Raw genomic sequence first — 23,261 nt, 5'->3', positions numbered from 1 at the left:
GCGTCAGACGATTTGATTGAGGATCAGGGTGTCCGCCACCGCTGGCGAGAACATCGCCAGCCGCGCCGGGCGGATCGTGCCGCCTTCGAGGCCGTTGCCTTCAAGTTCCGCGCCACCGGCTTCCACGCGCTGCGCAGGGCCCCGGACGGGCTTGAATCCGGAATCGCCGTATTGCGAGCCGGTGATCTGCGCGACCGTGGCGGTGATGAAATCCTGGGTGGCGAGTACGCGCTTGCCGTTCTGGTTCTTGTCGAGGAAGGTTTCGGGGACGCCGCCGAAGTTGTCGACGTCGACCCAGGCCACGCCGCGCACCGACTGGATCGCGGCGACGATGTCGCACAGCAGCGCCGGTCGCGCCAACGGACGCTGGTCGAAACCGAAACGATCGAGCAGGCGCGCGCGGACCGCGGTGGCGACCGGTTCCCAGCGATAGCCGTCGGCCAGTTTGATCTTCGCCTGCAGCACCAGCGTCACCAATTCGCGCATCGCCACCTGCACGACCAGGCCGGGGTCGCCGAGCGTGCGCAGCGACGCCAGCAGATTGCGGAGCAGGTCGGATTCCGGATCGATCGGCATGTCCTCGACGCCCGCGATGGTGATGTGCACCAGTTCGCGCATGCCGTCGCTGAGCCGGATCGCTTCGGCCTTGGCGATTCCGGCGTACATCCGGGTGAAATCGGCGTAATCGGACGTCGAGACCAGGCGATCCAGCGCGATCAGCGAGCGCGGCGCGTTCTCGCGGATCAAACCGATGGTTTCGCGGTCGGCGCCGCCGGACGCGCGCAGCGGATTGATCACGTCCTTCACGCCCAGCGGACGGGTCACCAGCAGGCTGATCTGCCTGGCGTCGACGTTGCCGCCCTTGCCGATGCCGCTGCGGTATTCGGCGCGCACGTTCTCGAAGCCGGTCGGCAGCCGCCGGCCGTCGATGCCGTTGCCGAAGGTGACCGTGGTGATGCCGTCGTCGCCGGTGCGGGTGACGAAGGCGCGCGCATCCGCGCCGAGACCGGCGAGGCTGTCGGCTTCGCGCCACTCGACATCGTTGACCAGCACTTTCAGCGTGCTGGTCGCGCCTGCGGCGGTCGGTGCCGGTCGCCATGTCAGCGGCGGCTGGCGCAGCGCGAAATGCTGCAGCGCCTGCGCGCCATCGCCGTTGCCCATCACTTCCTGGCGGGTTTCGCCGTGACTGGCCGGCACCACATTGCCGTGGATGCGCAGGGTGTCGCGTTTGTAGCGGTAGGCGGTAGCGGTCGCCAATCGCAGCGTCGTGTGCGGCCGGTCGCCGGGCAGGGTGTCGTCGTAGCCGTGGACCAGTCCCGACACCATCAGCAGTTCGCTGACGCGCACGCCGGCGACGCCGTCGATATCGCTGCGCTCGCCTTCGAAGATCACCCAGCGCCCGGATGTCAGCGAGGCATGCAGCGGGCCGAGTTCGATCTCCTGGCCGAACACCATGTCTTCCATCGGCATCTCGACCAGCTGCAGCCGCTGTTTCTGCGGATACACCCGGGTCTTGCGCAGGCCGTCGATGCTGTAGCGGACCTGGGAACCTTCGACTTCGCGCCACGGCGCGCCGGCGAATTCGATGCGGGTCGCATCGGCCGAAATGCCGTAGGCGCCGCGCGGGCCGGTGAAGACTTCGTCCACCCGCAGGACCTGCCGGCCGTACTGCGGCCGATTGGACGAACGCTCGATCGGTTGCTGCACCAGCACCAGATCGCCTGCAGCGAGCAGCGCATCGGCCTTCGCCAGGAACGCATTGGTTTCGGTCTCGTCGTTGGCGTAACGCCATTCGCCCCACTCGGCCGGCGGCAGCAGTTCGCCGTCGTCGAACGCGGGCTCGGGGCCGGCGGTCGCGCCGAACAGCAGTTCGCCATCGCGCAAGGCGTACACGCCTTCCAGCGGCGACGGCAATGCGGGCGGCGTCGCACCGCGCCAGGCGGTGTAGTAGCTGTCCTTGAGGCGCGGCGCGAAACCCAGCAGCAACTGCGGCTGCAGGTCGGCGCCGGCCGAGAACGCGGTGCCCAGATCGCGGCGCAGCTGCTGGGTATTCGCCGCCTGCAGCAGCGGCGGTTTCAGCAGCGCGGAAGCAAAAATGTCGGGGGTCGAGGAGACCGGCGCCGGCGCGGCCGGGCCGTTCGACATCGTTTCGATCGCCGCACCGAAGTCCTGGATCAGAGTCATCGCTTCGGGGTCTTCGACACCGGCGCTGTCGTCGATGATCGTCGCCCAGGTCATCGCAGGCGGATACAGGCCGAGCCGCACCGAGTCGAGCAGACTGCGGGCCGTGGCCAGCGCCCGTGCGGCGCCGGTATCGCGTGCGGCAGCGGGGATCAGATCGACCGTCAGCGCCTGCAGCAGCGGCAGCGCCGCCAGGACCAGCCACGGCAGCGGCTGCAGGGAAATGGCGGTGCGGTCGGCGCTGAAATCGGCGGCGATCTTGGTGGCTTTGCGCGCCCAGGACACGGTATTCGCCGCGGTCGTGCCGAAGCGGAACAACAGCAGATCGCCGGGCTGCACGCCGGTGTCGGTGCCGGCGGCGTAGAACATCGGCATGTTCGCGATGGTGCTGCTGTCGATGCGCTGCGGACGCTTGCGCCGCACCTGCAGATCGTTCCATTCGCGGCGCGCGAGCAGCACTTCCGAGGTCTCGAACGACTGCGGCAGTTGACCTGGGCCGGGGATGCTCTGCGAGCGGGTGCCGATCGCGATCTCGACCGCATCCGCCTGGTTGTCGTCGAGCGTGTAGGACAGGAACACGCTCGACGACACGCCGGCGCGCGGGGCATAGCCGACCAGGCGCGACAGTTCCACCAGCGAACGGCGCTCGGTCGCGGTGCGCACATAGCCTTCGTTGGCGATCCGCTCCTGGTAGAACGTCAGCGCATCGGCCACCGTAGCCCAGGCATCGAGGATCGCGATCGCCGGATCGGCCGGGTCGCGCGTGGTCAAGGCTTGCAGCGGGCGAAAACTTTCCAGGGTCTGGTTGTCTTTTCCCGGCGCGACCACTTCGATCATCGGCAGCCGCGCCTTCATGCTGGCGAGGAAACGTCCGTGGGTGCCGACCCGATAATGCAGCGCCGGCAGTCCGGGCCGGTTCTCGATACTGGCCGGTGTCATCGTGACGATGCCCGTGCAGCAATCGCAGCGGGCCGCGTCGCAACCGCAGGTGTGACAGCTCATGGCGATGCTCTCCCTGGGCGCCCTGCATTGCCGACAATGCACGGCGGCGATGCGGACCCTGTGTTGTGGCAACGTGACGGCGTGGCGTTCATCGGCCACCCCGGACATCGATCGACAGCTTGCCGTGCTCGGGACGATTCGGATCGTTGTCCAGACGCGCGATTTCGTGCGCCGCCAGCGGCAGCAGGCCGTTGTCGATTTCATGATTGGCCGGCAGGAACAGGCGCTGCATGCGCGAGACGCGTACGCACTCCACGCCGGTCACCGACATCGATTCGGCGATGATTTCGCTCATGCGCAGGCTCTGGCCGAAGCTGAGCCGGTCCGGATGGAACCACGCCGGCCGGCCGTCGCGCATGCGTCCCGCGCCGAAACGTTCGAGCAGCGCGGCCTTGATCGCGCCGCGCTCGTAGCCGGGCAGCGCGCAGACCTCCAGTGCAAGATCGATCGGGACGTAGACCGCCGGTTCGATGTGCAGGTCGTGACCCATCCGCCGGTAGGCATGCAGCCGGGTTCCGGTCTGGCTGATCAGTGGATCGGTCGCCGGCACTTGGCCGAGCGGATCGAGCGCGACATCGGCTTCGTACCAACTGCCGGTCCACACCAGTTCGCAGCTGGCGCGCTGGATCCGCGGATCCTGTTCGGCGATCCGCGCATAGTCGTCGGCGGTGATCGCGCGCAGCAGGGTCTTGCGGAACGCCGACGGCGCATACATGCGTGCCTCGGCCAGCAGTTCCGGTTCGCGACCGCCGCTCGCGGGCATCGGATTGTCGATGCGCAGGCCGAGACCGTCGAGTTCGCGATCGAGCAGACGCATGCGGTTGATCGCACCGCGACCGAGATTGCCGGCAACGCCGTTGCCGATCCGGTAGTGCGCATCGAACGCGATCCCTGCCGGTGGACGCATGCCAAGTTCGCCATCGCCGAAACGCAGTTGGGCGATACCGGCATTGTCGATTTCGGCGACGACGTGGCGATCGCCGGGGCCGCTGGTCAGCAGATCGAAGACCGCCGTCCAGCGCTGTTCGCTGCTGTCGTGCAGCGCGAGCTGCGGCAGTGCCGCGCGCGGATCCTGGTCGAGGCTCAGGCGCGCGGCGCGCGGTGTCGATGGCGGTTCGCGATGGGTCAGCGGCGCCTCCGACAGCGACCAGTGGAACTTGCCGGGCAGGATCGCGATCTCCGAAGGCTGGCCTTCGCACAGGCATTCGGCGTCGCCGAACGCATCGGGCACCGTGCCCAGCGGCTGCGGATCGCGGCTGCGGCCGTGGTCGACCAGCACCACGTTGCCGAACGCCAGCGACAGGTCGCGCATCCGCGCGCACTCGGGCGCGGGTCCCAGCGCCGACAGGCACAGCGCGAACGGCAGCGCATCGGCGGCGTCCCATTCCACCTGCAGCAGCGGCGTGGGCCGCGCTTGGGCATCGTCGCCGGCCGCGACCAGCAGCAGCGGGTCTTCGATCGGGGTCACGGCGGTCAAGCGCACCGCGCAACAGCGGGTCGGATCGGCGTCGCCTTCGATGCCGCTGCGCGCGCCGCGCACTTCCTTCAACACCAGCACATCGCCCGGCTGCAGTGCGAGCGCGCGGCCTTCGCCCTGCCAGGCATCGATCAGCGTCGCCGAAGTCGAACCGCGCGACAGACAGCAATCGTCGCGACCCCAATCGTGGAACCGGATCCGGTTGTGGGCGACGCGCCAGGTCAGCGTCGCGTCGTTGCGCAAGGGCTCGAACTGCTCGTAGCGCAGCGCGCCGAGACCGGCCATGGCGTCGGGGCCAAGCACGGTCGGCAGCGGCGCATCCGCAGCGATGCCGCCGAGAAACGCCACCGATCGCGCAGGCAGCGGATCGGTGTCTGCATCGGTTTCCACCACCACCCAGGCGCGCGCGTTGCAGCCTTCGTGCAGGTGGTAATCGACCAGGCGCGCATGACGGCGCACCGAAATGCGCTGGCGCGCGGTGTCGAGATAGGCTTCGGTCGCGACCGCATCCTGGTAATAGCTCAGGTAATCGCCGGTGTAGGCGAGCAGTTCGGTCAGCGCGACGCCGAGATCGGGCACATGGTGTTCGTTCCAGTCGGGCGCGATCAGCGCCAGGCGGTCCTGGATCAGGCGGCGGAAACTCGCGTAGTCCTTGGCGAGATACGGGATCGCCGGCTCCGGCGGCGGCGTTTCGATGCAGGCGTCGACCGGTGCGCAATCCAGATCCGAAGGGCAGCCGACCTTGAACGAGAACGTCGCACTCGCGTACATCGGATCCAGTCCGTCGACGTCGCGCAAATGCAGCGTGTAGCGCGAGAAATCCCCATAGCGATCCAGACGCACCACCAGCCAATCGTCCACCTCAGGGTCGTCGCTGGGATGCGGATCGACATCCAGAATGCGGATGTCGGTGACCCGGCTGCCGCCCTCGATGCGCAGATGGTCGTCGAGCGCCGGGCCGTCCTGCGCGAACTCCGGCGGCAGCTTGCCGAGGAAATACACGAACAGCGTGCGCTGGTCGGCGGAGACTTCAACGAAATCCAGACCCGTGCGCCCCTGGAAGCGGCGGACGGCGTCGCGTCTGGGGTCGTTGCAGCAACTGATGCTCATCGTCGGCTCCTCCACTAGTGTTTTGAACAGCGCGTGCGCCGTGCGTTGCTCAGATCGCGCGGGTGAATGTGGCGTCGAGCTCTTCGCGCGTACGCAGCAGCAGATAGCCGACCTGCACGGTGACGGCGGCATCGTCCGCCGCCACCTGCAGCGAACGCACTTCGATCACGTCCTGCAGCCAGCGCTGCAGCGCCGCCTGCAGGGTGAACTGCACGGTTGCGGCCAGCTCCGGACTGTTCCCGGCGAACAACAGCTGCAGCAGGCCGCTGCCGAAATCCGGGCGGTTCACGCGTTCGCCCGGATTGGTGAACACCAGCTGCTCGATCATGTCGCGCACGTGATGCGCGTACGCGGCGTCGGCGCTGCGTCCGCGACCGTCGGGATGAAACGGGAAGTCGATGTCCATTGCGGTTCTCCTGTTGCGGTACTGCATGCTTTCGTTTCGATTTACGTCCGGTCGCCTTGCATCGCCACGCTTGCATCTACATCGCGAACACGCGCGCCTGCATCGCGCCGACGATCGGCGTGCCCTGCGCAATCTGTTCGACGCTTTGGCAGATGCCCGGCCCCGGCCCCGGCGCGGGCGCCACCATCGCCGGCAAGCCCATCACCATCACCCGCGCGGTCGGCATCGACCAGCGCACGGTCACGCAGGGCTGCGGCTTGCCGTTGGGCAAAGTAAACGGGCAACCGGCGACCACCGTCGTCGGCAGTCCCGGCGGGATCGTCGCCACCGCCTGGCCGCTGACCAGCACGCGCGGCTGGGTCGGCGCGATCTTGGCCTGACCGGCGCCATGGATGCAGGTCATCACCGCGTTGACGTGTAGCAGGAAGCCGGGCATCGGTCGGTCCTCAGATGATGGTCATCGCGCCGACGTTGAAATCGATGACTTTTCCGATCATCGAAATCATCGCGCCCTTGCCGTTGTTGAGATAAATCCCGCTGTCGTTGACCACGATCATCGCGCCGGTCGTGCTGCGCAGCATGATGCCGCCGGTGATCGGCGTCGGCGGCAGGTCGCTGACCACCAGGGTGTTCTTCAGCAGCGTCTGGATCACGATGCTCGGATCGAGCGGATTGCTCAGCTTCGCGTCGATCGGCGGATCCGCCATGGTGTCGAAGCGACAGCCGATCCACACCGGTTTGTTGACATTGCCGTGCTCGAACATCACCCATACGCCCGCGCCGGGCGGCGGCACCATGTACACGCCCATCGGCCCCGGTGGGCCGGACAGCGGCGCGCACGGCTCGGCCCACGTCGATGGTATGAATGCGAGCACGTCGGGAATCGTCAACAGCAGACGCCCGCGGAATTCAGGATCTGGAACGGGCGTGACCGTGCCGCGGTACAGCCCGGGATACGTCTTCATGTCGGCACCTTCGGTGTCAGCGAGATCAGGCCATCGCGGCTGAGCTGGAAGCTCTGCTTGAACTCGCCGCGCTTGATTCTGTGGGTGACGCTGTCGACGTAGTACAGGCCGTCGTAAGCCAGGCCCGCACCGCGCACGCCGACCATCATTTTCGAGCGCAGCACATGGCCGTAGCGCAACACATCGAGCGAGCCGGTGACGGTGATCGCATTCGCCGACCCCTTGAGCAGGCGGCCCACGATGGTTTTGAGCGTATGCGTGACCGTTTCACCACCTTCCTCGGTGCTGAAAGTAATCTTTGCCGGCAGTGTCGGGCGCGCGCCGAGCGGCGGTTGGAAAATGCTGATGCTCGGAATCGGAATCGGGATCGGGATTTTTCCGGTGATCGGGTCGTTGACCGTCACGATCATCATCTCTTTGGCCAAACCATCCAGCGCGAAGCTCATGGCGTCGACGTTGGTATGTGCGTCCATGTTGATATTCAGCGCCGGCTGCGGCACCGGGATGCGGATGTTCGGACCCAAATAGGCGATGCTCTGGCCGGGCAGCGGTCCCGGCTCGACGTAAAAAACGAATCCGTTCTTGCCGGCGAGCAGCTTGAGATGCTTGAGATCGGTGCCGGTCTGCGTGTCCCAACCCTTGGTGGGGATTTTCACATCGACGATGAACGACGGTATGACGATCGGAACCACGCCGAACGCTGCGTACGGGGCAAGGATCCTGTAAGCCTGCAGGGTGTCATCAAGCGCCATGTGCGGCATCTTCAGTTCGATGATATCCATCAACACGCTCAAATCCTCGCCGATGATGGTCAGCATCGATTGCCCGGGTTCGCTGCTCGGCGCCAATTCCTGGCGGGTGACGATGCCGTCCATCAGCACGTGCGGAAATCCGCCGAGGGTGACGACCACGATCACCCGCGTCGCGATCGGGTCGAAATAACCGGCCGGCAACATCGTGTTGAGCAGCACCGAGTCCTTGCTCACCGCGAACGACAGCTGGAACCCGCTCTTGTCCTTGCCGCTGGTGATCTGCACGCTCTGCAGCGCATCCACCACCACGCGCGGCGCCGGCACCGGCACCGCCGGTCCGATCATCAGCGACAGATGGATGCCCTTGACCATGGCTTATTCCCTCGCCGGCGCCGGCATGCCGGCCGGCAAGGTGATGCGCACGGTTTCGCCGACGGTGTCGGTCAGCTCATCGGGATGCATCACGCCGTTGGCGTCGCACAGTCGCCAGAAGCCTTCCGGATCGCCGAGTTCGCGAGCGGCGACGTGATCGGGACGCTCGCCTTCGCTGACCCGGTATTCGTGCAGCAGCACGAAGCCTTCGGCCGGCGGCAGGAAACGACGACGCAGATAGGGCGTGACGCTGCCGTCCTCTGCGGTCAGCGTCGCGATCTCGATCGCGTAGTAGCGACTGGTCGGTGGAAAATCGTAGTTCGCCATTGCAGTGGGCTCCTGGGTCGTTGTCGTAAGTCGCGATCAGAAAACGCCGGAAATGCCGAGCGTGCGGAAATCGCTGCCGGCCGCCTGCGCCGCAAGACGTTCCTTCGCCTGCAGATAGCCCATGAACAGTCCGCCGCCCTTGCTGTCGAAACCCAGGTCGTCGACGCTCAGCACGCGCAGGCCCAGACTGATCTTGGCGCGGATCGGATTGAGCGACGTGTCGAACGCTTCTTCGGTGATGCTCAGCTCGGTGATCCGCACCGGCACGATCCGGTTCGGCCCGAACACGAACACCGTCAACGGCGCGGATGCCGGCGCGATCTCCAGCCAGCCGGCGGATGCGGTGGTGTTGTTCGCGAACAGATCGCTGCTGGCCGGATGCACCAGCGCCTCGATCGCGGCGAGCTGCGGATGCAGGCCCAGGCTCGGTTCCGGCAACGGGGCGGTGCCCTGCGCATCGGTGGCGTCGATTTCGGCCTCGAGCTTGATCGTCTCCACCGGCGGCCCTTTCAGCCGCAGCGCTTCGATGTGGTCGCCGCTTTCGCTGCCCGCGCCGCGGATCTGCAGGCTGCGGGTCATCGTGTCCGGGTTGTACTGCAGACCGATGATGCGCAGCAGATTGCCGCTGACCGGATCGAGCAGCACCAGCCCGCCGCGCAGCAGTTTCGGTGATCTCGAATATCCGCTCATGATGTGCACCGCCCGGTCATCTCAGAATTCCTGGGTGAAGAAGGGAAGAGGCGGAATGCCTTTCGCATCCGGATAGGCGTTCTTGAACTCCCGCTCCCCCCGATCCATCGCGTTCGGGTTGTCGCGCGCGTTGTTGGTGTCGAGCTGGTACTTGATGCCCTTGTTGAGGATCCAGTTCTGGTTGATGAACCAGAATTTGAAACGCTCGTCGATGCCGAGATTCTCGAGCAGCGCCTTGCTGCGCATCCATTCGCTGTTGATCGAATCGCCATCGCGCATGGTGAACGGCATGCCGCGGTCGCCGAAGCTGGAGCGCATGCTCAGCCAGTCGATGTTCGGGGTCGGCGTGAAATTCAGCGGTGGCATCAGCGATGGTTGCCGCCAGTTCGGCAGGCGGTAAGGCAGCAAGGGCGGGGGCAGCGGCGCTTCTTCGGATTTCTTCGCGTCGTCGTCGGGGTCGCAGTGCAGGCCGCCGGGTTCGGCGCCGCCCAGCGACTGCGCCGGTGCGTGGCCGCCATCGGCGACGGTCTGCGCCGCGCTGCGCGCGCGGCTTTCGCTGGCGTCGGATCCGCCGCCCTGGCGCTGCTGCGCGACGTGCGCGAGTTCGTGCGCGAGCAAGGTGCGGCCTGCTGTCGAATCCGGCGCGAAGCGTCCCTGCGCGAACGCGATGTCGTCGCCGCTGGTGACCGCCTTGGCGCCCATCGAGCGCGCGAACGCGCCCGCATCGGGCCCGGTGTGCACGCGCACCTGCGAAAAATCCTGGCCGAAGCCGCGCTCGAAGAAGGCGCGCTGCTGCGGTGGCAGCGGTGCGGTCTGGGCCGTGGTGTCAGGCACGGCGCCGGAGGTCGCGCGCTTCGCCGGCATCGATGACGGTAGGCGCTGTGTGTCGGTTCTGCCGGGACGTTTCATTTCGTTGCCTTCTTCGCTGCGGGCGTCCATTGGATGTCGCGCGCTTTCGCGGATTCGATGCGGCCGTTCATCGCCTTGGGCATGTCCATGCGGTCCGGACCGACATCGGCGGCTGCGAAATCGAGTCGGGTGAGGCCGACGCTCGAGATGTCGATTGCGCCGGTGCTCAGGCGGCTGCCGAGCGTATCGGTCTTGAGCTGCATCTCGGAGACGTGCGCCGAAAGATTGAGCAACAGCGATTTGACGTGGTTGCCGGTGCTGTCGGACGCCTGGAAGCGGAACGGCAGGTTGGACTTGCTGTCGGCCAACTGGATGTAGCCCGCGTTGCCCAGTTCGATCCGGGTCTTGCCGGGCAGCTTCAGATCGATATCGACGTTGTAGAAGCTCAATTGATCCAGAGACCGCGTCGGCGGACTGTGCCAGGGCATGGTCGGCGGTGTTTGCGGTTTGTGCTTGAAGAAGGTCGAGATCTTGATCTGGTTGCCCGCGGCGAGCGTGGCCTCGTCGCTGTTCAGGTCCCACCAGATCCGGGAGCCCGCGATCGAGATATTGAAGCGCGCGGGAATGGCGCCACCGTACTGCGGCGCGGTGTAGAAGAAATCGACCGCGGCGTCGCCGAGCCCCAGGGCATTGTCCTCGACCTCGGAGTAATCGAACTGGCCGTTCTTGATCGGAATGCGGACCTGGTATTCGGAATCGAAGACATTGATCGCCCAATGCCCGTGCGCATGGACGTCGAAGTCGATCTTGCCGTTCAATTTGTCCATGAAGTTCCAGTCCGGACCGTAATCCAGGCCTTTCGATCCGCCGCCCGAGGATCCGCCCATGTTCAGGACGTCGTCGATGTGGAAATCGGCCTCGGAAATGTCGAGTTCCGGAATCAGGATGCTGCCGTCCTTGCGCATCTCGAACGCGGGCTTGCCGTCCTTGCGCTTCGCCAACTGCGCCTGCTTGAGATCGATGCTCAGCCCGATCTCCTTGTTGTGATAGCGGAATCCCTGCAGGTCGATGCCTTCGATGCTGATGTCGCCGTCGGCATTCTTCTTGAAGCCGGTGATGGTCAATCCCGGCGTGGCATCCTTGTGCGCGGTTCCGCCCTGCTTCACGTCGCCCTTGATCACGGTGAAGTCGGACCCGGCGATCTTGCCGTCGATGTTCTCGAGCGTCGCCTTGGCCAGTTCGATGGTGTTGCCCTTGTTGCCGAGGAATCCCATCGAGAACGCGCCGAGGGTGAGGTCGGCGTGTTGCACCCACAGTTTCGGCAGGTCGGCGCCGAGCTTCTTCATGGTGCCGGACTTGAACCCGAGGGATCCGTAAAGATTCCAGTCGTGCTCCGCGTCGATCACGAACGCTTCGGGGTACTCCTCGCCGGGCGTCATCGAAATATCGCTGATCAGGCCGCTGCTGGTGGACGGCAGGACGATCGTCAATCCTTTCGAAGGCAGGGTGGCGGTGAATCCCTTGGTGGTCAGGCTGGTGGCGGCCAGGCTGTAGATGTAGATGCGCTTCACCGGCGGGTCGCCGGCCTTGGCATCGTGGTTCATCTCGATCGAGACGCTGGCCTTGAGCCCGATCAGTTCCGCGGGGCTGCCGCCCGGGATCTGCAGGCCGAAGTCGGGACTGTTCACGGACAGGCTGTTGAGCTTGATCGACGGCAGATCCAGCGCCGGCATGTCGAGGAACGTGCCGTCGTAGCTGATTTCGCCGGTATCCGCGTGATCGATCTTCGCGTCGAAACTGTGCTTGCCCTTGGAGCCCTTCACGCCGATCGAGACATCCTTCGCGCGCCCCTTGGCCAGCCCGCCGGGCAACAGCGAGACGTGGATCCCCTTGACGTCCGCATCGACATCGAGATCCAGATCGCCTTTCTTGACCTTGCCCTCGGCGACGGTCAGCGATGCCAGATCGATCTCCTTGCCGCCGCTCTCGGCGAAATGCACGTCGAGCGACGAGGCGTTGAGCTTTCCTTTCGCAGTCAGGCCGTTGGTCATCGCCACCGCGACCTTGACATCGTCGAACGCCGCGACGTGGATCCCGGTCGACTTGTCCTTGGTGGCGCGGCTCTTGTCCTCGTGGATCTTCATGTCGTCCAGTTCGTCCGGCGACAGCTCGAACGACAGGGCGCGCATGGTGATATCGCGCAACGCGCCGGATGCGACATCGACGCGCATGCCTTTTTCGTAGTGCTCGTAGCCGATGTCCTTGGCGTCGATGCGGTCGATGTGGAACTCGTCGACATCGACTTTCGACATGTAGGTCTGGTTCGGCCGCTCGGCATCGGGCTTGGGCGAATAATGGATGATCGCCGACACGGTGAGATTGCTGATCGTGCTGCGGCCATCGCTCCAGATCAGCGACTCGGGGCTGATGTAGGACAGGCCTTCGACGGCGACGGTCGGTATCTCCAGGTTCCGGATCCGGATATACGTCGAGCTGTAGACGATGCTGCCCTTGATCGGCCCCAATGCGATTTCTTCGGCATTGATCGTGTCGGGCCCGAGCTGTCGCGAGCTCAATGTCTTGAGCACCACGCCACCGACCATCGCGCCGTCCGGCTTGCCGGCCTCGATGGTGATGCCGCCATCGATGGCCTTGTCCAACGACCAGTCCTTGTCGAGGACATCGCCAAGCCCGCTCAGGGACAGATCGAGATCGGTTGCCGTCAGTTCCGCCAGACTGACCTGCTGCAGCCAGTATTTGAGGCTTTCCCGGTCGATGGCCAAGGCCTTGGACGCCGCATCCGCCCTGGCCTGATCCTTCGCTTCCGTCGCCTGCGCGAGCGCCAGCTGATCCTGGGCGATGGTCGCGTGGATCGCATCCAGATTTTCGAGGAAGCGATCGAGTTTCTTCAGCAGGACCTTGCGCTTCTCCTTCTGCGCCGGCGTCAGCGTGGTTTCGTCGCGCAGCTCCAGGCGGGCTTTCGCGGCCCGCATCAGGCGTTCGCTGAAGGCCACGGTGGCGCCCTTGATCGATATCTTCGGCGACGCGATGCGCGCGCTGGCGTTGCCGCCGTTGATGTCGAGCGAGACATCCAGCGCGGCGCGTTCGTCGCTGCTCTCGAATGCGATTTCATCGGCGCCGATGCCCGAATCCGGGTCGTCCAGCCCCTTGATCTGCAGATAGGCGGCGCTGAGTCTTCCGCTCTGCAGGTTCTTGCGCCAATCCTTGAGCCCGAGCACGCCGTCCTTGACCCGCGCATCCAGAGAGAACCGGCGTGCGTAGGCCGAATCGATCTTGAGCCCGGTCTTGGGATCGACCAGGCCCACGGCCGTGAGCTCGTCGGCGCCGATGCCGACGCTGCCTTCGGCGCCGAAACGCAGGGAGGCGCCTTCCATGGTGACCGCGCGGATCCGGAACGCGTTTTCTTCTTCGTAGCTGAGCAATTGCCGGCGCGCATCGAGGAATTCGCCGCGCTGCTTGTCCGTCAACTGTTCCGGGTCGAGTTTCAGATAGCTGTCGTAGCGCTGGGCATTCGCGATGCGCTGCTCCAGCTGCTGCTTGCGCGCGATGTGCTCCGGACGGGACGGGTCCATTTTCTTGAGGAAGGCATCGAGATCGTGCTGCGCGTCTTCCGGCTTGGGGATCGAGCCGGTCAGTTTGAGATCCGGCAGTTCGACGTGACCGATATCGAGCGTGAAGTTGTCCTGCGGCCCGGGCGCTTTCTTGACCACCGGGTTTCCGCCCTCGATGAAGCGGCTCAATGTGTCCGAGTCGCTGAGCATGCCCAGCATCGCCGTCGTCGAATTGCCCTGGCCGTGCAGATTGCCCAGGTCGAGATTCTTGACCGGCGAGTCGGCGATTCCGCTGATCTTCACGCGGCCCACGTCCATCACCGTGCCGAGCAGCGAGGCTTTCAGTTTTTTCAGTTCGTCGCGTTCGTCCTTGGGCAGTTCGCGCGGCGGCTTTTCGGCGGACAGGGCTTTCTGGCGTTCCTCGATACCGGCGATCCTGGCCTGGTTGGCCTTGACCTGCGCGATTTCCGCCTGGGCATGCTCGATCTGCTTCTGCAGCTGGCCGATGGCTTTTTCGTGCACGCCGCGCTGGGTCTCGTCGCTGCTGGCGTCCAGCGCCTTGCGTTCGCGCTTCATGCGCGTTTCCAGTCGAACCGCCGAATACTTCAGCGCGTCGAGATAGGCTTCGACCGTGCCGCCGCCGGCGATATCGAGATTCTCGACCACGATCGATTCGATATAGCTGCCGCCGCTGGTGGTGACGCCCTTGAGCTTCAGCGAACCCAGCGAGATCTCCAGATTCATTCCACTGGACGGCTTGAAGAAATTCGCGCCGAGTTCTTTGCCGGAATCGGCGGAATTGACCACGTTGGCCATGGCGCCGACGCCCGACGCACCGCCCACCGGAAACAGGAAGATGTCGGCGAACACGCCGCCGACGCCATCCACCAGCAGGCCGTCGCGGGGCTTGTCCATCTGCCCGAGGTCTTTCCCCGACGGATGGATCAGCAGCCGGAACTGTTCGAGTTCGGTCTCGTTGACCGATTTCATGCTGTCGGGCGTGATCAGCATCAGGTTGTCCACTTCGGCTTCGCCGATGTAGATGTCGATGACGTTGAGCTGATTCTTCGTGGACGCGGTGGGATAGCGCAGCGTGATCGCGACGTTGCGCAGATCGATCCGCCCGGTGCGGATCGTCATGTCCGACAGCGGATAGTTGATCGCGGCGATGGCCAGATGTTCGGCCTGCAGTTCCAGCACGCCCAGATTGCGGTCCCATTTCACATCGGCGAAATTGACCCCGCGCTTGTCGCGTTTGGCCTGCTCTCCGGCGACACCGAGTTTGTCCAGGCTCTCGAAACGCGCACCCAGGAAGCTGCCGCCGGTGATGTCCTGGAATTCGACCAGATTCAGCCCGGTGCCGCCCAGTGCGGTGGTCGCGGTTTCGACATCCTTGCTGCTGAAGATGAAATCGAGCCCGCCGACGACCTTCTGGTTGATCCAGCCGAGGTTGCCTTCGTTCCAGAACGGATTGCCGGCCATGATCTTGCTGTCCGGCGACAGTCGCGGCGCGGCGTTGCCTTCGTGATCGACCGCATCGGGGTTGTAGAGCTTGAGCGTTTCGACTTCCGCGAGGATGTCGTCGTTGGCGTATTTGGCGCCGCCTGCGTCGTAGCGCCGTTTGGACTCGGCGAACACGAAATCGTAATGGCCGGCGGCCATGGCCTGTCCGGCGATGCCGCGCAGCCGTCCGGCCTGCGTCCAGGTTTCATCGAACATCAGCTGGGTGAGGATCGAATCGCGGTCTTCGCCGTTCTTCCCGCCCTGATAGAAATGGGTCGTCTCGGCTTCGCGCTGCGAGGTCGAAAGATTCGCGGTGACCCGGCCCCACGGCCCGCCTTCTTCGTACTCCATGATCGCGCGCCGCGCCCGCGCGGGCATCGAACGCACCAGTTGATAGGCCAGATAGGCTTCTTCACTGTCGACGTGAGAGAAGAATCCGCTGATGCTGTTGATGAGCATGCCGATGATCGGGATCTTGACGTTGATCTCATCGGTCAGCCGGAGCACCGATTCGATGCTCTTGTAGCCGGTGCGCGCCAGCAGCAGCTGCAGGAAGACCTTGCGTTCCGGTGCGTTCTGCGCGTACAGCGCCTTGACCGGCACCTGGTCGATCAACGCCTGCAGGTAATCCTTGTCTTCGTGATACCAGTAGGCGCCATCGTCCTGTTTGACGTAGGAATGGGTGACCAGTCCGTCGGCGATGGCGCGCAGCGTCGGCATGTCGTGAACATAGGGCACCAGGTCGCCGAGAATGCCCATCGCGTCCTTGTCGGTGACCACCCATGCATCCAGCCGCGCACGGATCGATTCCACCAGCGCCGACAGGGCGCCGCCGCTGGATTGGTCCTTGAGCCAGACGGCCTTCGTTTCCTGGATGGTTTTCGCCAGCGCCTGCTCTTCGGCACGCGCCTTCTGCAGTTGGTCGCTGGCTTCGGCTTCCCAGCGCGCGCGGTTGTCCGGATCGGGCGCGAACTGTTCGATGAGCCGGATGACCGCACCGTTGTCGCTCTTGAGCAGCGCGATCCGATTCTTCTGCTTGAGGTGCTTCACCACCCTGTCGCAGGTGAAGACCTCCAGTACGGTCAGGCCGGACAGATCCATGTCTTCGAACAGATCTTCGTCGAATTCCGCGTTGATTTCGCTGTCGGTCAGTGCGCTGTAGCAGATCAGCACTTCCGGCCTGAAATGCTTGCGATGCACGCTGTGCATGTTGTCGACGAGGTCGACGCGTTCGCTGGAGCTCAACGCACCGATCAAGGCTTCGGCCGTCGGCGGCGGCAGGGTCTTGAGGATCAGCAGGACCTGGTCGACGTCGCCATCGGAGATCCACAGTCCGCCGAGCAATTGGCGGATCCGCGCCATTTCCGGCTCGTGGTTCTGCATCGCGACCAGTTCGAACGGAAGCTCCTTGGTCGCGTCGGTGTCGGCGGCCAGCACGTGCGTCGGCAATGCGACCGAAGGCCGCTGCAGGCGTTCGCGCGCGGCGAATGCCCGGCCGATGACATCGGCTTCCGTCTCCGCCGCACGGACATCCGGCGTGCCCGCCAGTCTCCGCTGCGCGGCGTGCGCCGCTTCGTGCGCCAACAGATAGCGCCCGGCGTCCGTCTCCGGCCGGTAACGCTGCGGATGCAGCAGGATGTTCTGATCCTCCTGCAATGCCGATGCGCCGCGCGCTTCGATGCGCGCGCCGCCTGCGGCCGTCACCGTGATCCGCAGGCGACTCAGATCCAGGCCCAGCGCGGGCGCCAGTTCCGCGAGGAGTCGGCGGGTGAGCTGCGCGCGGGCGCTGTCGGTGTCCAGGATCCGCTTGTCGGGAGCGTGCTTTTCGGTAGCGTGCTTGTCTGGAATCTGCGCTCCGCGAATATGGACGATCGCGCTTCCGTTGACCGCGATCCTGCTGAAATCCAGCGGCGGAGGCGGTTCGTCGGGCCGGCCGTTGCGGATCGGCACGAGCAGCGGTTTCGCGGCCGGTCGCGGGGCTTCTTTGCCGGTGTCGTTCGCGACGGGGCTGTTGTCCTGGGTGCTCACGCCCGCGCGCACGAGCGTGGACGCCGGTGGCGTCGCGGCTGCGGGCCTGGTCGTCGCACTGCGCTGGCTCATTCGCGCGGCCCCAGTGCGGCGTGCAGGCTGCGGGCAATGTCGACCCCGAACCGGACCGGGTCGGTCTGCGCGTTGCTGCGCAGCGGCGGCGCGCGCAGCCGTTCGATCGCGCCCGACGGCGTCACCGTGCGCTCGCTCTGCAACAGCCGCGTGAGTTCGCGTTCGATCGAGCGATGCAGGTGATGCGTCTGCAGCGGATTCAACGCTGGACCGTCGATCACGATCCGATCGATCGCGAGCGACACCGGCGCCTGCGAACCGGCGCGCGGACCTTCGCGTTCATCGCGGGCATCGCGGCGACTCATCGGAACTCCGCCTCGTTCACCGGTTTGTCCAGCTTGCGCAGCTCGGTGCGTACGGCGTTCATCAGCAGCGGCATCGATACCCGGCCGCCGTTGCCGGCGGCGGCGAACGCGGCATTCAGGGCGATGCTGTGGATGTTGCCGCCGGACAGGCCGAAGCGCGCCAGGCGGTCGTAATCCAGATCGTCGCAGGGCACGCCGGGCGCCAGCGCGTGGCGCCACATGCGTGCGCGCTCCACCGGGCCGGGAAACTGGAAATTGACCACGAAGCGCAGCCGGCGCATGAACGCGGTGTCCAGCGCGGATTTCATGTTGGTGGCGAGGATCGCCAGCCCGGAGAAGGCTTCCATGCGCTGCAGCAGATAGTTGATTTCGATGTTGGCGTAGCGGTCGTGGCTGTCCTTGACTTCGCTGCGCTTGCCGAACAAAGCGTCGGCTTCGTCGAAAAAGAGGATCGCGCCGCCCTGTTCGGCGGCATCGAACAGCCGGCGCAGGTTCTTCTCGGTCTCACCGATGTACTTGCTGACCACCGACGACAGGTCGATGCGGAACAGGTGCAGCCGCAGTTCATTGGCGATGACTTCGGCGGCCATGGTCTTGCCGGTGCCGCTTTCGCCCGCGAACAGCGCGCTGATCCCGAGTCCGCGATTCATGCGCTTGGCATAGCCCCACTGCTGGTAGACGCGATGGCGCTCATGTACCTGGCCGGCGATCTGCCGCAGCAGCGCGGTCGCTTCTTCGCCCAGCACCAGATCGTCCCAGCGCGCTTTGGGCTCCAGCCGCTGCGCCAGCGCGTCGAGTCGCGACAGCGACAGATCGCGGCACACGGTCCAGGCATCGGTCGCGCGCGACTGTGCGGTCGCCGCTGCGCCGTGGATCTGTTCGAGATTCAGCTGGAAGTGACCGGAGAGCTCGGCGGCTTCGCGTTCGCGTTCTTCTGCGGTCAGCGCCGAAGGCAGCGCTTCGCGCCAGGCCGCATGCTGTTCCTCGGACGTCGGCATCGGCACTTCGGTGGTCCACTGCGCCGTGCCCAGCGGCAGCGGCGCATCGCGCAGACCGATGAAGACCAGCCCGAACGGATGGCCCAGCAGCGTGTGCAGCGCGGCGACGACATCATTGCCGACCGCGTCCAGGCCATCGGCCTCGATGTACAGGGCGACCGGCAGCAGCAGGCTTTCGCGGTGCCACAGCCGCGCGAAGGTTTCGATCTCGCTGCGCTGGGTGGGCAACGATTCCAGCGGCAACCGGTACAGGCGCCGCCCCAGCGCATCGCAGGTCTGCGCCGCGACCGCGAACCGGCTGCCGCGATCGCGGCCGAGCAGTTGCAGGATCGGCAGCGAGGTTGCGCCGTCGTGGGCTGCGCGCAGCACGCCGAGCAGTTCGTCGATCTGCCGGTGTTGCGACGCGGCGAGGGTCGGCGGCGCTTCGCACGGCACGACCAGTGCGGTGAGGCGCTCATCGAGCAGGTTCAGGCCCTTGACCGCATTGACGATGCGTTCGTCGGCGCGCAAGGCGGCGGCGGTCAACGGCGTCGCGCCGGGCTGGTTGACTTCGAGCAGGCGCAGATAACGCAACGGCCGCTGCGGCGCCAACGCATCCCAGGCGGGATCGTCGAACAACTGCAGCGCCAGCGCGAAACTCGGATGGCCGCTACCGCCGCCCTGCGCAGCCGCGATCAGCGCCGGAATCGAAGGATCCAATTCCATCGCCGCGCACAGCAGCAGGATGTCGGTTTCGAACGGCCCCAGGCCCAGGCGCTCGGCCAGCAGCAGCAGTGCGGGCGCGGGTTCGGTCTGCGCGGCGCTGGCGCGCTCGGCGGCGGCGGTGTCGAGCAGATCGGCAAGCGCGGGCGCGTCGTGGGTCAGCTGCAGCGGCGTTGTCGCATCCGTCCCTGCCGGGGACCTGCGCCCGAACCAGCCGCGCGTCGATGTCGAATCGGTGGCGGTGGTGGTGGCGGTCGTGGCGTCCGTGGACGCCGGTGCGTGCGCTTTCGGCGCCATCTGCCGCAGCCGCAGCCGCAGCCAATGCAGCGATGTCGCGAGGTAACGGTTGTTGTCCTCGGTCCAGCGGTCCAGGTCGGTGTGGGCGACGTCGCGCATGTCCGGCCCCGCGTTCAAGCGACGACCACGGTTTGCTGCGGATCGAAATCGAAGCCGCCCGCGTTCGGCGCGGGCTGCACCGGCAGGCTGTCGATGCCGTCCACGCGCAGGCGGACCGGATGACTGCCGGCGACGACGTTGCGGACGGTGAAGTCCAGCGTCGTCGGCAGGGTTTCGTCGACCGGCGTGTCGATGGCATCGGCGGGAATTTCGATGCTGCCGAACAGCAGGCGCACGCCGGCATGCTGCGCGGGGTGCAGACGCGGGCTGCAGGTCACGGTCAGCGCGATATCGCCGGCGGGCGCCGCCAACGGCGCGACCGCGATCTGCGGCGACAGCGCCAGCGGCACCGCATTGCTGTACATCGCCGGCACGCCCGGCGCATCGCTGCGCAGGCGCAGCGAATACAGACCGATGCCCCAGCCCGCCATCGCGCCCGCATCGGCGGCGTTCGGCAGCTGTACGCGCAATTCGCGATCGCTGTTGCCGGCGATCGTCGACAGGGTCCGGCTGCTGTCGGTGCGGGCGTTCTCGAAGATCGCGCTGACGCCATCGGCGTGCAGCCGGCTGCCGGTCAGCAGCAGTGCGTCGCCCAGGCGCGCGGCCGGCAATAGATCCGACAGCGCGGGGCGCACGCCGGTCAGGCTGGGGCCGGCACCGGCCAGCGCGACCGGCCCGCGATCGCCGCTGCCGCGTTTGAGCACCGGCAGCGCGGCGCGGGTCGCGACGTCGGATTCGATCAGCACCACCGACACCTGGTACGCCATCGAGGGCCGATAGCGCGCCTGCATCGCGGTCCACAGCTTCGACAGTTCTTCGGCGCCGAGGAACTGCGGCGTGATCTTCAGCCATTCGATCTGCTCGGCGAGACTCAGCGCGGACAGGTTGCCGAACGGCGGCGACGGCGGGCCGAGCACCGTGCGCAGCTGCGCGCGGCTCAGCATCGGCGTTTCGTGCAGGAACTGCATCGCGAAGCCGAGCAGCGCTTCGGCGCTGAGGTCCTGCGCGCCGTAGGCGGTGAGCATGTAGTGCAGGTCCAGCGCCAACGGCGGATTGCCGATGCGCGCACCGCTGGCATCGCGCGCGGGCAGGGCGTGATTGCGCCAGCCGGTGTTGGGGGTGACCTGATAGAGGAACAGATTGAGCTGGTTCGGCTCGGTCTGGCCGGTGGCGATGCGGTCCGGCGGCAGCGCGCTGACGGTGACGCTGCCGATCGAGGACAGGTCGAGGCCGAGCAGACCGTTGCCGATCAGATCCTTCAGCGCGGCGGTGACTGCGGCGATCGCAAGGGCATTGCTCATCGGAGGTCGCTCATCGATAGGCTCATCGGCCGTTGCCGTGACGCTGTTGCAGGTATTCGTCCAGCCCGAGCTGCGGTTTGGCCGCGGCGCTGCGTGCCGGTGCCGGCGCAGCCGCGCCCGCGAAGCCGCGAATCTCGACCCGGCCGATGCTGACCTGCACCGCCGCGGGTGCGGCCGGCACGGGCATCGCCTGCAGCGCGGCGCTGCGTACGGGATGGGCGACCGGCGCTTTCGATGCTTCGCTGTGCGCCAGCCGGGGTGGGGGTTTCAGCGTCGACGCCGGTGTTGCGGGCGCCGGTGCGGACGCATCGCGATGCCGGTCGATGTCGCGTTCGATCACCGTGGTCCGCGATTCCAGCCGCGACGATTCGACGCGCACGATCTGGGTGCCGCGCACGGACATCGGCGGTGGCGCGGCGATCTTCGGCGACGGCGATGTCGTCGATACCGCAGCGGTGGAAGGCGGCGGCGCGGCGGCGGCAGCGCGGCCTGCCGCTGCTTCGCGCGCGGCCTTGCTGCGGGCGCCGCGCGTCGCGACCGGCGCTGCATCGATGCGCGGTTCGGTCGCGATCGCCGCGACGGGCGCCGGCGTTGCGGCCCGGATGCGGTCGGGTGCGGTTGTCATCGATGGCAACGATGTTGCCGGTGTTGCGATGCCGGTCGCTGGCGCGGCGGGTTGCGCAGGCGGTACTGCGGCCCGGCGGGACGAAGACGCACCCGACGCGTCCACGACGTTCGCCGTTTCGACGAGATCGAGCGTCGTGGCCGGAACCTGCGTGCGCGGCTCGAAGATGCCGGGACGGCGACGTTCCAGGATCGGCAGCGGCGACTGCGTCGCACGCAGCTGGGTCCGCCCGACCAGATGGCCGAGAAATCCCAGGCCGGTCGCATCGTGGTGCGCATTCGCGCTCATGCCTGCACCAGATCGAGGTAGAAGCGGCGACGGATCGGCGACATCGTCAGGATGTCGCGCTCGCTCCACGCGTAGTGCCGGGCGAGCGCATGCACTTCGGCGAGCAGATCCTGCGCCCAGTCGTCGAGCTCGCCCCACAGATAGTTCGCGATGTCCAGGGTCGCCGACCACACGTGACCGCAGGCCGGGCAGTTCACGCCCATCTGCAGATCGGCCATCGGGTCCTGTTCGGCCATCGCTGCGCTCAGCTGCCGCTGGACGTGGATTGGTAATGCCGGCGAAGCGATCGGCGCATCATCGCGATACGCCTCGATCACGCAGCGCTGCAGCAGCGAGGCCGCCGCCGTGTCGATGCCGGTGTCGGCGGGAAGATCGAGCAGATCGTCGCTGCAGGGCAGGCGGAAGCGCACGCGATAATCGTCGTGCGCCCACTGCACCGGTTCGCGCGGCTGCGGCAGTTGCGCCGGTGGCGTGCACACGTCGCGCACCAGGAAGCGCGATTCCAGGCGCTCGCCGCACTGCGGGCACGATCCGATCGTCTGCAGGCCGGGTCCGAACAGCGACTCCTGCAGCAGGAACAGACACGCATCGCGATCGCCGATGCTGACCTGGCGCCACTGCGCCGGGTCCAACTCGGGCCAGACCGCGCCCAGCAAACCGAGCGAGCGCTCGGTCGACGTCGCGCCGTGCAGGGTTTCCCACGCCTGCAACAGCGTTTCGGTCATGGCGGCGACGGCGGTCATCGGCGGGGATGCCAGGGCGCGGCGCCGGCTCAGGCCGGCTCGGTGAAGGTGGGTTCACCCGGCTCGATCACGGCGATGTCGCGCTCCCAGCCCTCGTTCTCGAGCTTGATGTGCTGGATCGCGACGGCGTTGGCGTTGGCGTCGAGATCGGGCAGCGACTGGAACTCCGACACCCAGCAGCGGAACACGTTGTACGCGATCGCCAGCTGCCCGGCTTCGTTGTACACCTCGATGGTCAGATTCTTGCGGAAATCCGCCAGCGACACTTCCGAGCCCAGCCCGGCGCCGAAATTCCAGATCTTGTTCGCCCACTGCTCGAATTCCTTGTCGTGGGTGACGCCGCGTTCGAGCGTGATCGCCTCGAACTCGGTGCGTCCCGGCGATTTCCGGCTGGTGCTGGGGTCGCCGCCTTCGCGATGCTTGACCACCTCGGTGGTGCGTTTGAGCGCGCTGATCTTGCTGATGCCGGCCACCGGCTTGCCGTCCCATTTGATCTGGAACTTGAAGTTCTTGTACGGATCGAAGCGCTGCGCATTGATTGTGAACTGGGCCATGAACGGTTCTCCACGAAGCTTGAACTGCGAATGTGTGCGGAAT

At 66.2% G+C, this 23,261-nt stretch carries 16 protein-coding genes; all 16 read right to left on the bottom strand.

The window, feature by feature from the left end:
- Positions 1–3: 3 nt before the first annotated feature.
- The 16 genes from HOP03_06830 to HOP03_06755 all read right to left on the bottom strand — a co-directional run bounded on the left by HOP03_06830 (position 4) and on the right by HOP03_06755 (position 23,218).
- Positions 4–3,183: a putative baseplate assembly protein gene (locus HOP03_06830; protein NOT87877.1), complete on the bottom strand. Its 3,180-nt coding sequence runs from the start codon at positions 3,181–3,183 to the stop codon at positions 4–6.
- A gap of 88 nt (positions 3,184–3,271) precedes the next feature.
- Complete coding sequence (locus HOP03_06825; protein NOT87876.1) at positions 3,272–5,770, bottom strand: putative baseplate assembly protein; 2,499 nt, start codon at positions 5,768–5,770, stop codon at positions 3,272–3,274.
- A gap of 49 nt (positions 5,771–5,819) precedes the next feature.
- Complete coding sequence (locus HOP03_06820) at positions 5,820–6,176, bottom strand: GPW/gp25 family protein (GenBank protein ID NOT87875.1); 357 nt, start codon at positions 6,174–6,176, stop codon at positions 5,820–5,822.
- Positions 6,177–6,252: 76 nt separating this feature from the next.
- Positions 6,253–6,612, bottom strand: a complete 360-nt coding sequence (locus HOP03_06815) for a hypothetical protein (protein NOT87874.1) — start codon at positions 6,610–6,612, stop codon at positions 6,253–6,255.
- Between the two features lie 10 nt (positions 6,613–6,622).
- Entirely contained in the window at positions 6,623–7,141 is a 519-nt protein-coding gene (locus HOP03_06810; GenBank protein ID NOT87873.1) for a baseplate assembly protein, read from the bottom strand.
- Complete coding sequence (locus HOP03_06805) at positions 7,138–8,265, bottom strand: hypothetical protein (GenBank protein ID NOT87872.1); 1,128 nt, start codon at positions 8,263–8,265, stop codon at positions 7,138–7,140. Before HOP03_06805 ends, HOP03_06810 begins: the two co-directional genes overlap by 4 nt.
- A 3-nt stretch (positions 8,266–8,268) precedes the next feature.
- On the bottom strand, positions 8,269–8,592 hold the full coding sequence (locus HOP03_06800; protein ID NOT87871.1) for a LysM domain-containing protein: 324 nt from the start codon (positions 8,590–8,592) through the stop codon (positions 8,269–8,271).
- Positions 8,593–8,628: 36 nt separating this feature from the next.
- On the bottom strand, positions 8,629–9,282 hold the full coding sequence (locus HOP03_06795; GenBank protein NOT87870.1) for a hypothetical protein: 654 nt from the start codon (positions 9,280–9,282) through the stop codon (positions 8,629–8,631).
- A gap of 21 nt (positions 9,283–9,303) precedes the next feature.
- Positions 9,304–10,116: a DUF4157 domain-containing protein gene (locus HOP03_06790; GenBank protein NOT87869.1), complete on the bottom strand. Its 813-nt coding sequence runs from the start codon at positions 10,114–10,116 to the stop codon at positions 9,304–9,306.
- A gap of 71 nt (positions 10,117–10,187) precedes the next feature.
- Entirely contained in the window at positions 10,188–17,306 is a 7,119-nt protein-coding gene (locus HOP03_06785) for a DUF4157 domain-containing protein (protein NOT87868.1), read from the bottom strand.
- A complete protein-coding gene (locus tag HOP03_06780; GenBank protein NOT87867.1) occupies positions 17,303–17,611 on the bottom strand; it encodes a hypothetical protein in 309 nt (102 codons plus the stop codon). The genes HOP03_06785 and HOP03_06780 overlap by 4 nt, the downstream gene beginning before the upstream one ends.
- On the bottom strand, positions 17,608–19,707 hold the full coding sequence (locus tag HOP03_06775) for an ATP-binding protein (protein ID NOT87866.1): 2,100 nt from the start codon (positions 19,705–19,707) through the stop codon (positions 17,608–17,610). Before HOP03_06775 ends, HOP03_06780 begins: the two co-directional genes overlap by 4 nt.
- A gap of 14 nt (positions 19,708–19,721) precedes the next feature.
- Positions 19,722–21,008, bottom strand: coding sequence for a DUF4255 domain-containing protein (locus HOP03_06770; GenBank protein ID NOT87865.1), 1,287 nt, complete (start codon positions 21,006–21,008; stop codon positions 19,722–19,724).
- A gap of 22 nt (positions 21,009–21,030) precedes the next feature.
- Entirely contained in the window at positions 21,031–21,921 is an 891-nt protein-coding gene (locus HOP03_06765; protein ID NOT87864.1) for a hypothetical protein, read from the bottom strand.
- Positions 21,918–22,664, bottom strand: coding sequence for a phage baseplate protein (locus HOP03_06760; protein ID NOT87863.1), 747 nt, complete (start codon positions 22,662–22,664; stop codon positions 21,918–21,920). Before HOP03_06760 ends, HOP03_06765 begins: the two co-directional genes overlap by 4 nt.
- 29 nt (positions 22,665–22,693) lie before the next feature.
- Positions 22,694–23,218, bottom strand: coding sequence for a phage tail protein (locus tag HOP03_06755; GenBank protein ID NOT87862.1), 525 nt, complete (start codon positions 23,216–23,218; stop codon positions 22,694–22,696).
- Positions 23,219–23,261: the final 43 nt, after the last annotated feature.

Origin of the sequence: Lysobacter sp. (assembly GCA_013141175.1) — a bacterium.
Classification (GTDB): domain Bacteria; phylum Pseudomonadota; class Gammaproteobacteria; order Xanthomonadales; family Xanthomonadaceae; genus Lysobacter_I.
The sequence above is the reverse complement of the archived record's forward strand: the minus strand, read 5'-3'. Positions and strand labels throughout refer to the sequence as shown.

What these genes read in the sequence shown, in the direction of transcription:
- HOP03_06825 (NOT87876.1), bottom strand. Translation starts at nt 5,770, where the DNA reads ATGAGCATCAGTTGCTGCAACGACCCCAGACGCGACGCCGTCCGCCGC.
- HOP03_06755 (NOT87862.1), bottom strand. Translation starts at nt 23,218, where the DNA reads ATGGCCCAGTTCACAATCAATGCGCAGCGCTTCGATCCGTACAAGAAC.
- HOP03_06770 (NOT87865.1), bottom strand. Translation starts at nt 21,008, where the DNA reads ATGAGCAATGCCCTTGCGATCGCCGCAGTCACCGCCGCGCTGAAGGAT.
- HOP03_06820 (NOT87875.1), bottom strand. Translation starts at nt 6,176, where the DNA reads ATGGACATCGACTTCCCGTTTCATCCCGACGGTCGCGGACGCAGCGCC.
- HOP03_06800 (NOT87871.1), bottom strand. Translation starts at nt 8,592, where the DNA reads ATGGCGAACTACGATTTTCCACCGACCAGTCGCTACTACGCGATCGAG.
- HOP03_06775 (NOT87866.1), bottom strand. Translation starts at nt 19,707, where the DNA reads ATGCGCGACGTCGCCCACACCGACCTGGACCGCTGGACCGAGGACAAC.
- HOP03_06780 (NOT87867.1), bottom strand. Translation starts at nt 17,611, where the DNA reads ATGAGTCGCCGCGATGCCCGCGATGAACGCGAAGGTCCGCGCGCCGGT.
- HOP03_06815 (NOT87874.1), bottom strand. Translation starts at nt 6,612, where the DNA reads ATGCCCGGCTTCCTGCTACACGTCAACGCGGTGATGACCTGCATCCAT.
- HOP03_06760 (NOT87863.1), bottom strand. Translation starts at nt 22,664, where the DNA reads ATGACCGCCGTCGCCGCCATGACCGAAACGCTGTTGCAGGCGTGGGAA.
- HOP03_06810 (NOT87873.1), bottom strand. Translation starts at nt 7,141, where the DNA reads ATGAAGACGTATCCCGGGCTGTACCGCGGCACGGTCACGCCCGTTCCA.
- HOP03_06805 (NOT87872.1), bottom strand. Translation starts at nt 8,265, where the DNA reads ATGGTCAAGGGCATCCATCTGTCGCTGATGATCGGACCGGCGGTGCCG.
- HOP03_06765 (NOT87864.1), bottom strand. Translation starts at nt 21,921, where the DNA reads ATGAGCGCGAATGCGCACCACGATGCGACCGGCCTGGGATTTCTCGGC.
- HOP03_06795 (NOT87870.1), bottom strand. Translation starts at nt 9,282, where the DNA reads ATGAGCGGATATTCGAGATCACCGAAACTGCTGCGCGGCGGGCTGGTG.
- HOP03_06785 (NOT87868.1), bottom strand. Translation starts at nt 17,306, where the DNA reads ATGAGCCAGCGCAGTGCGACGACCAGGCCCGCAGCCGCGACGCCACCG.
- HOP03_06830 (NOT87877.1), bottom strand. Translation starts at nt 3,183, where the DNA reads ATGAGCTGTCACACCTGCGGTTGCGACGCGGCCCGCTGCGATTGCTGC.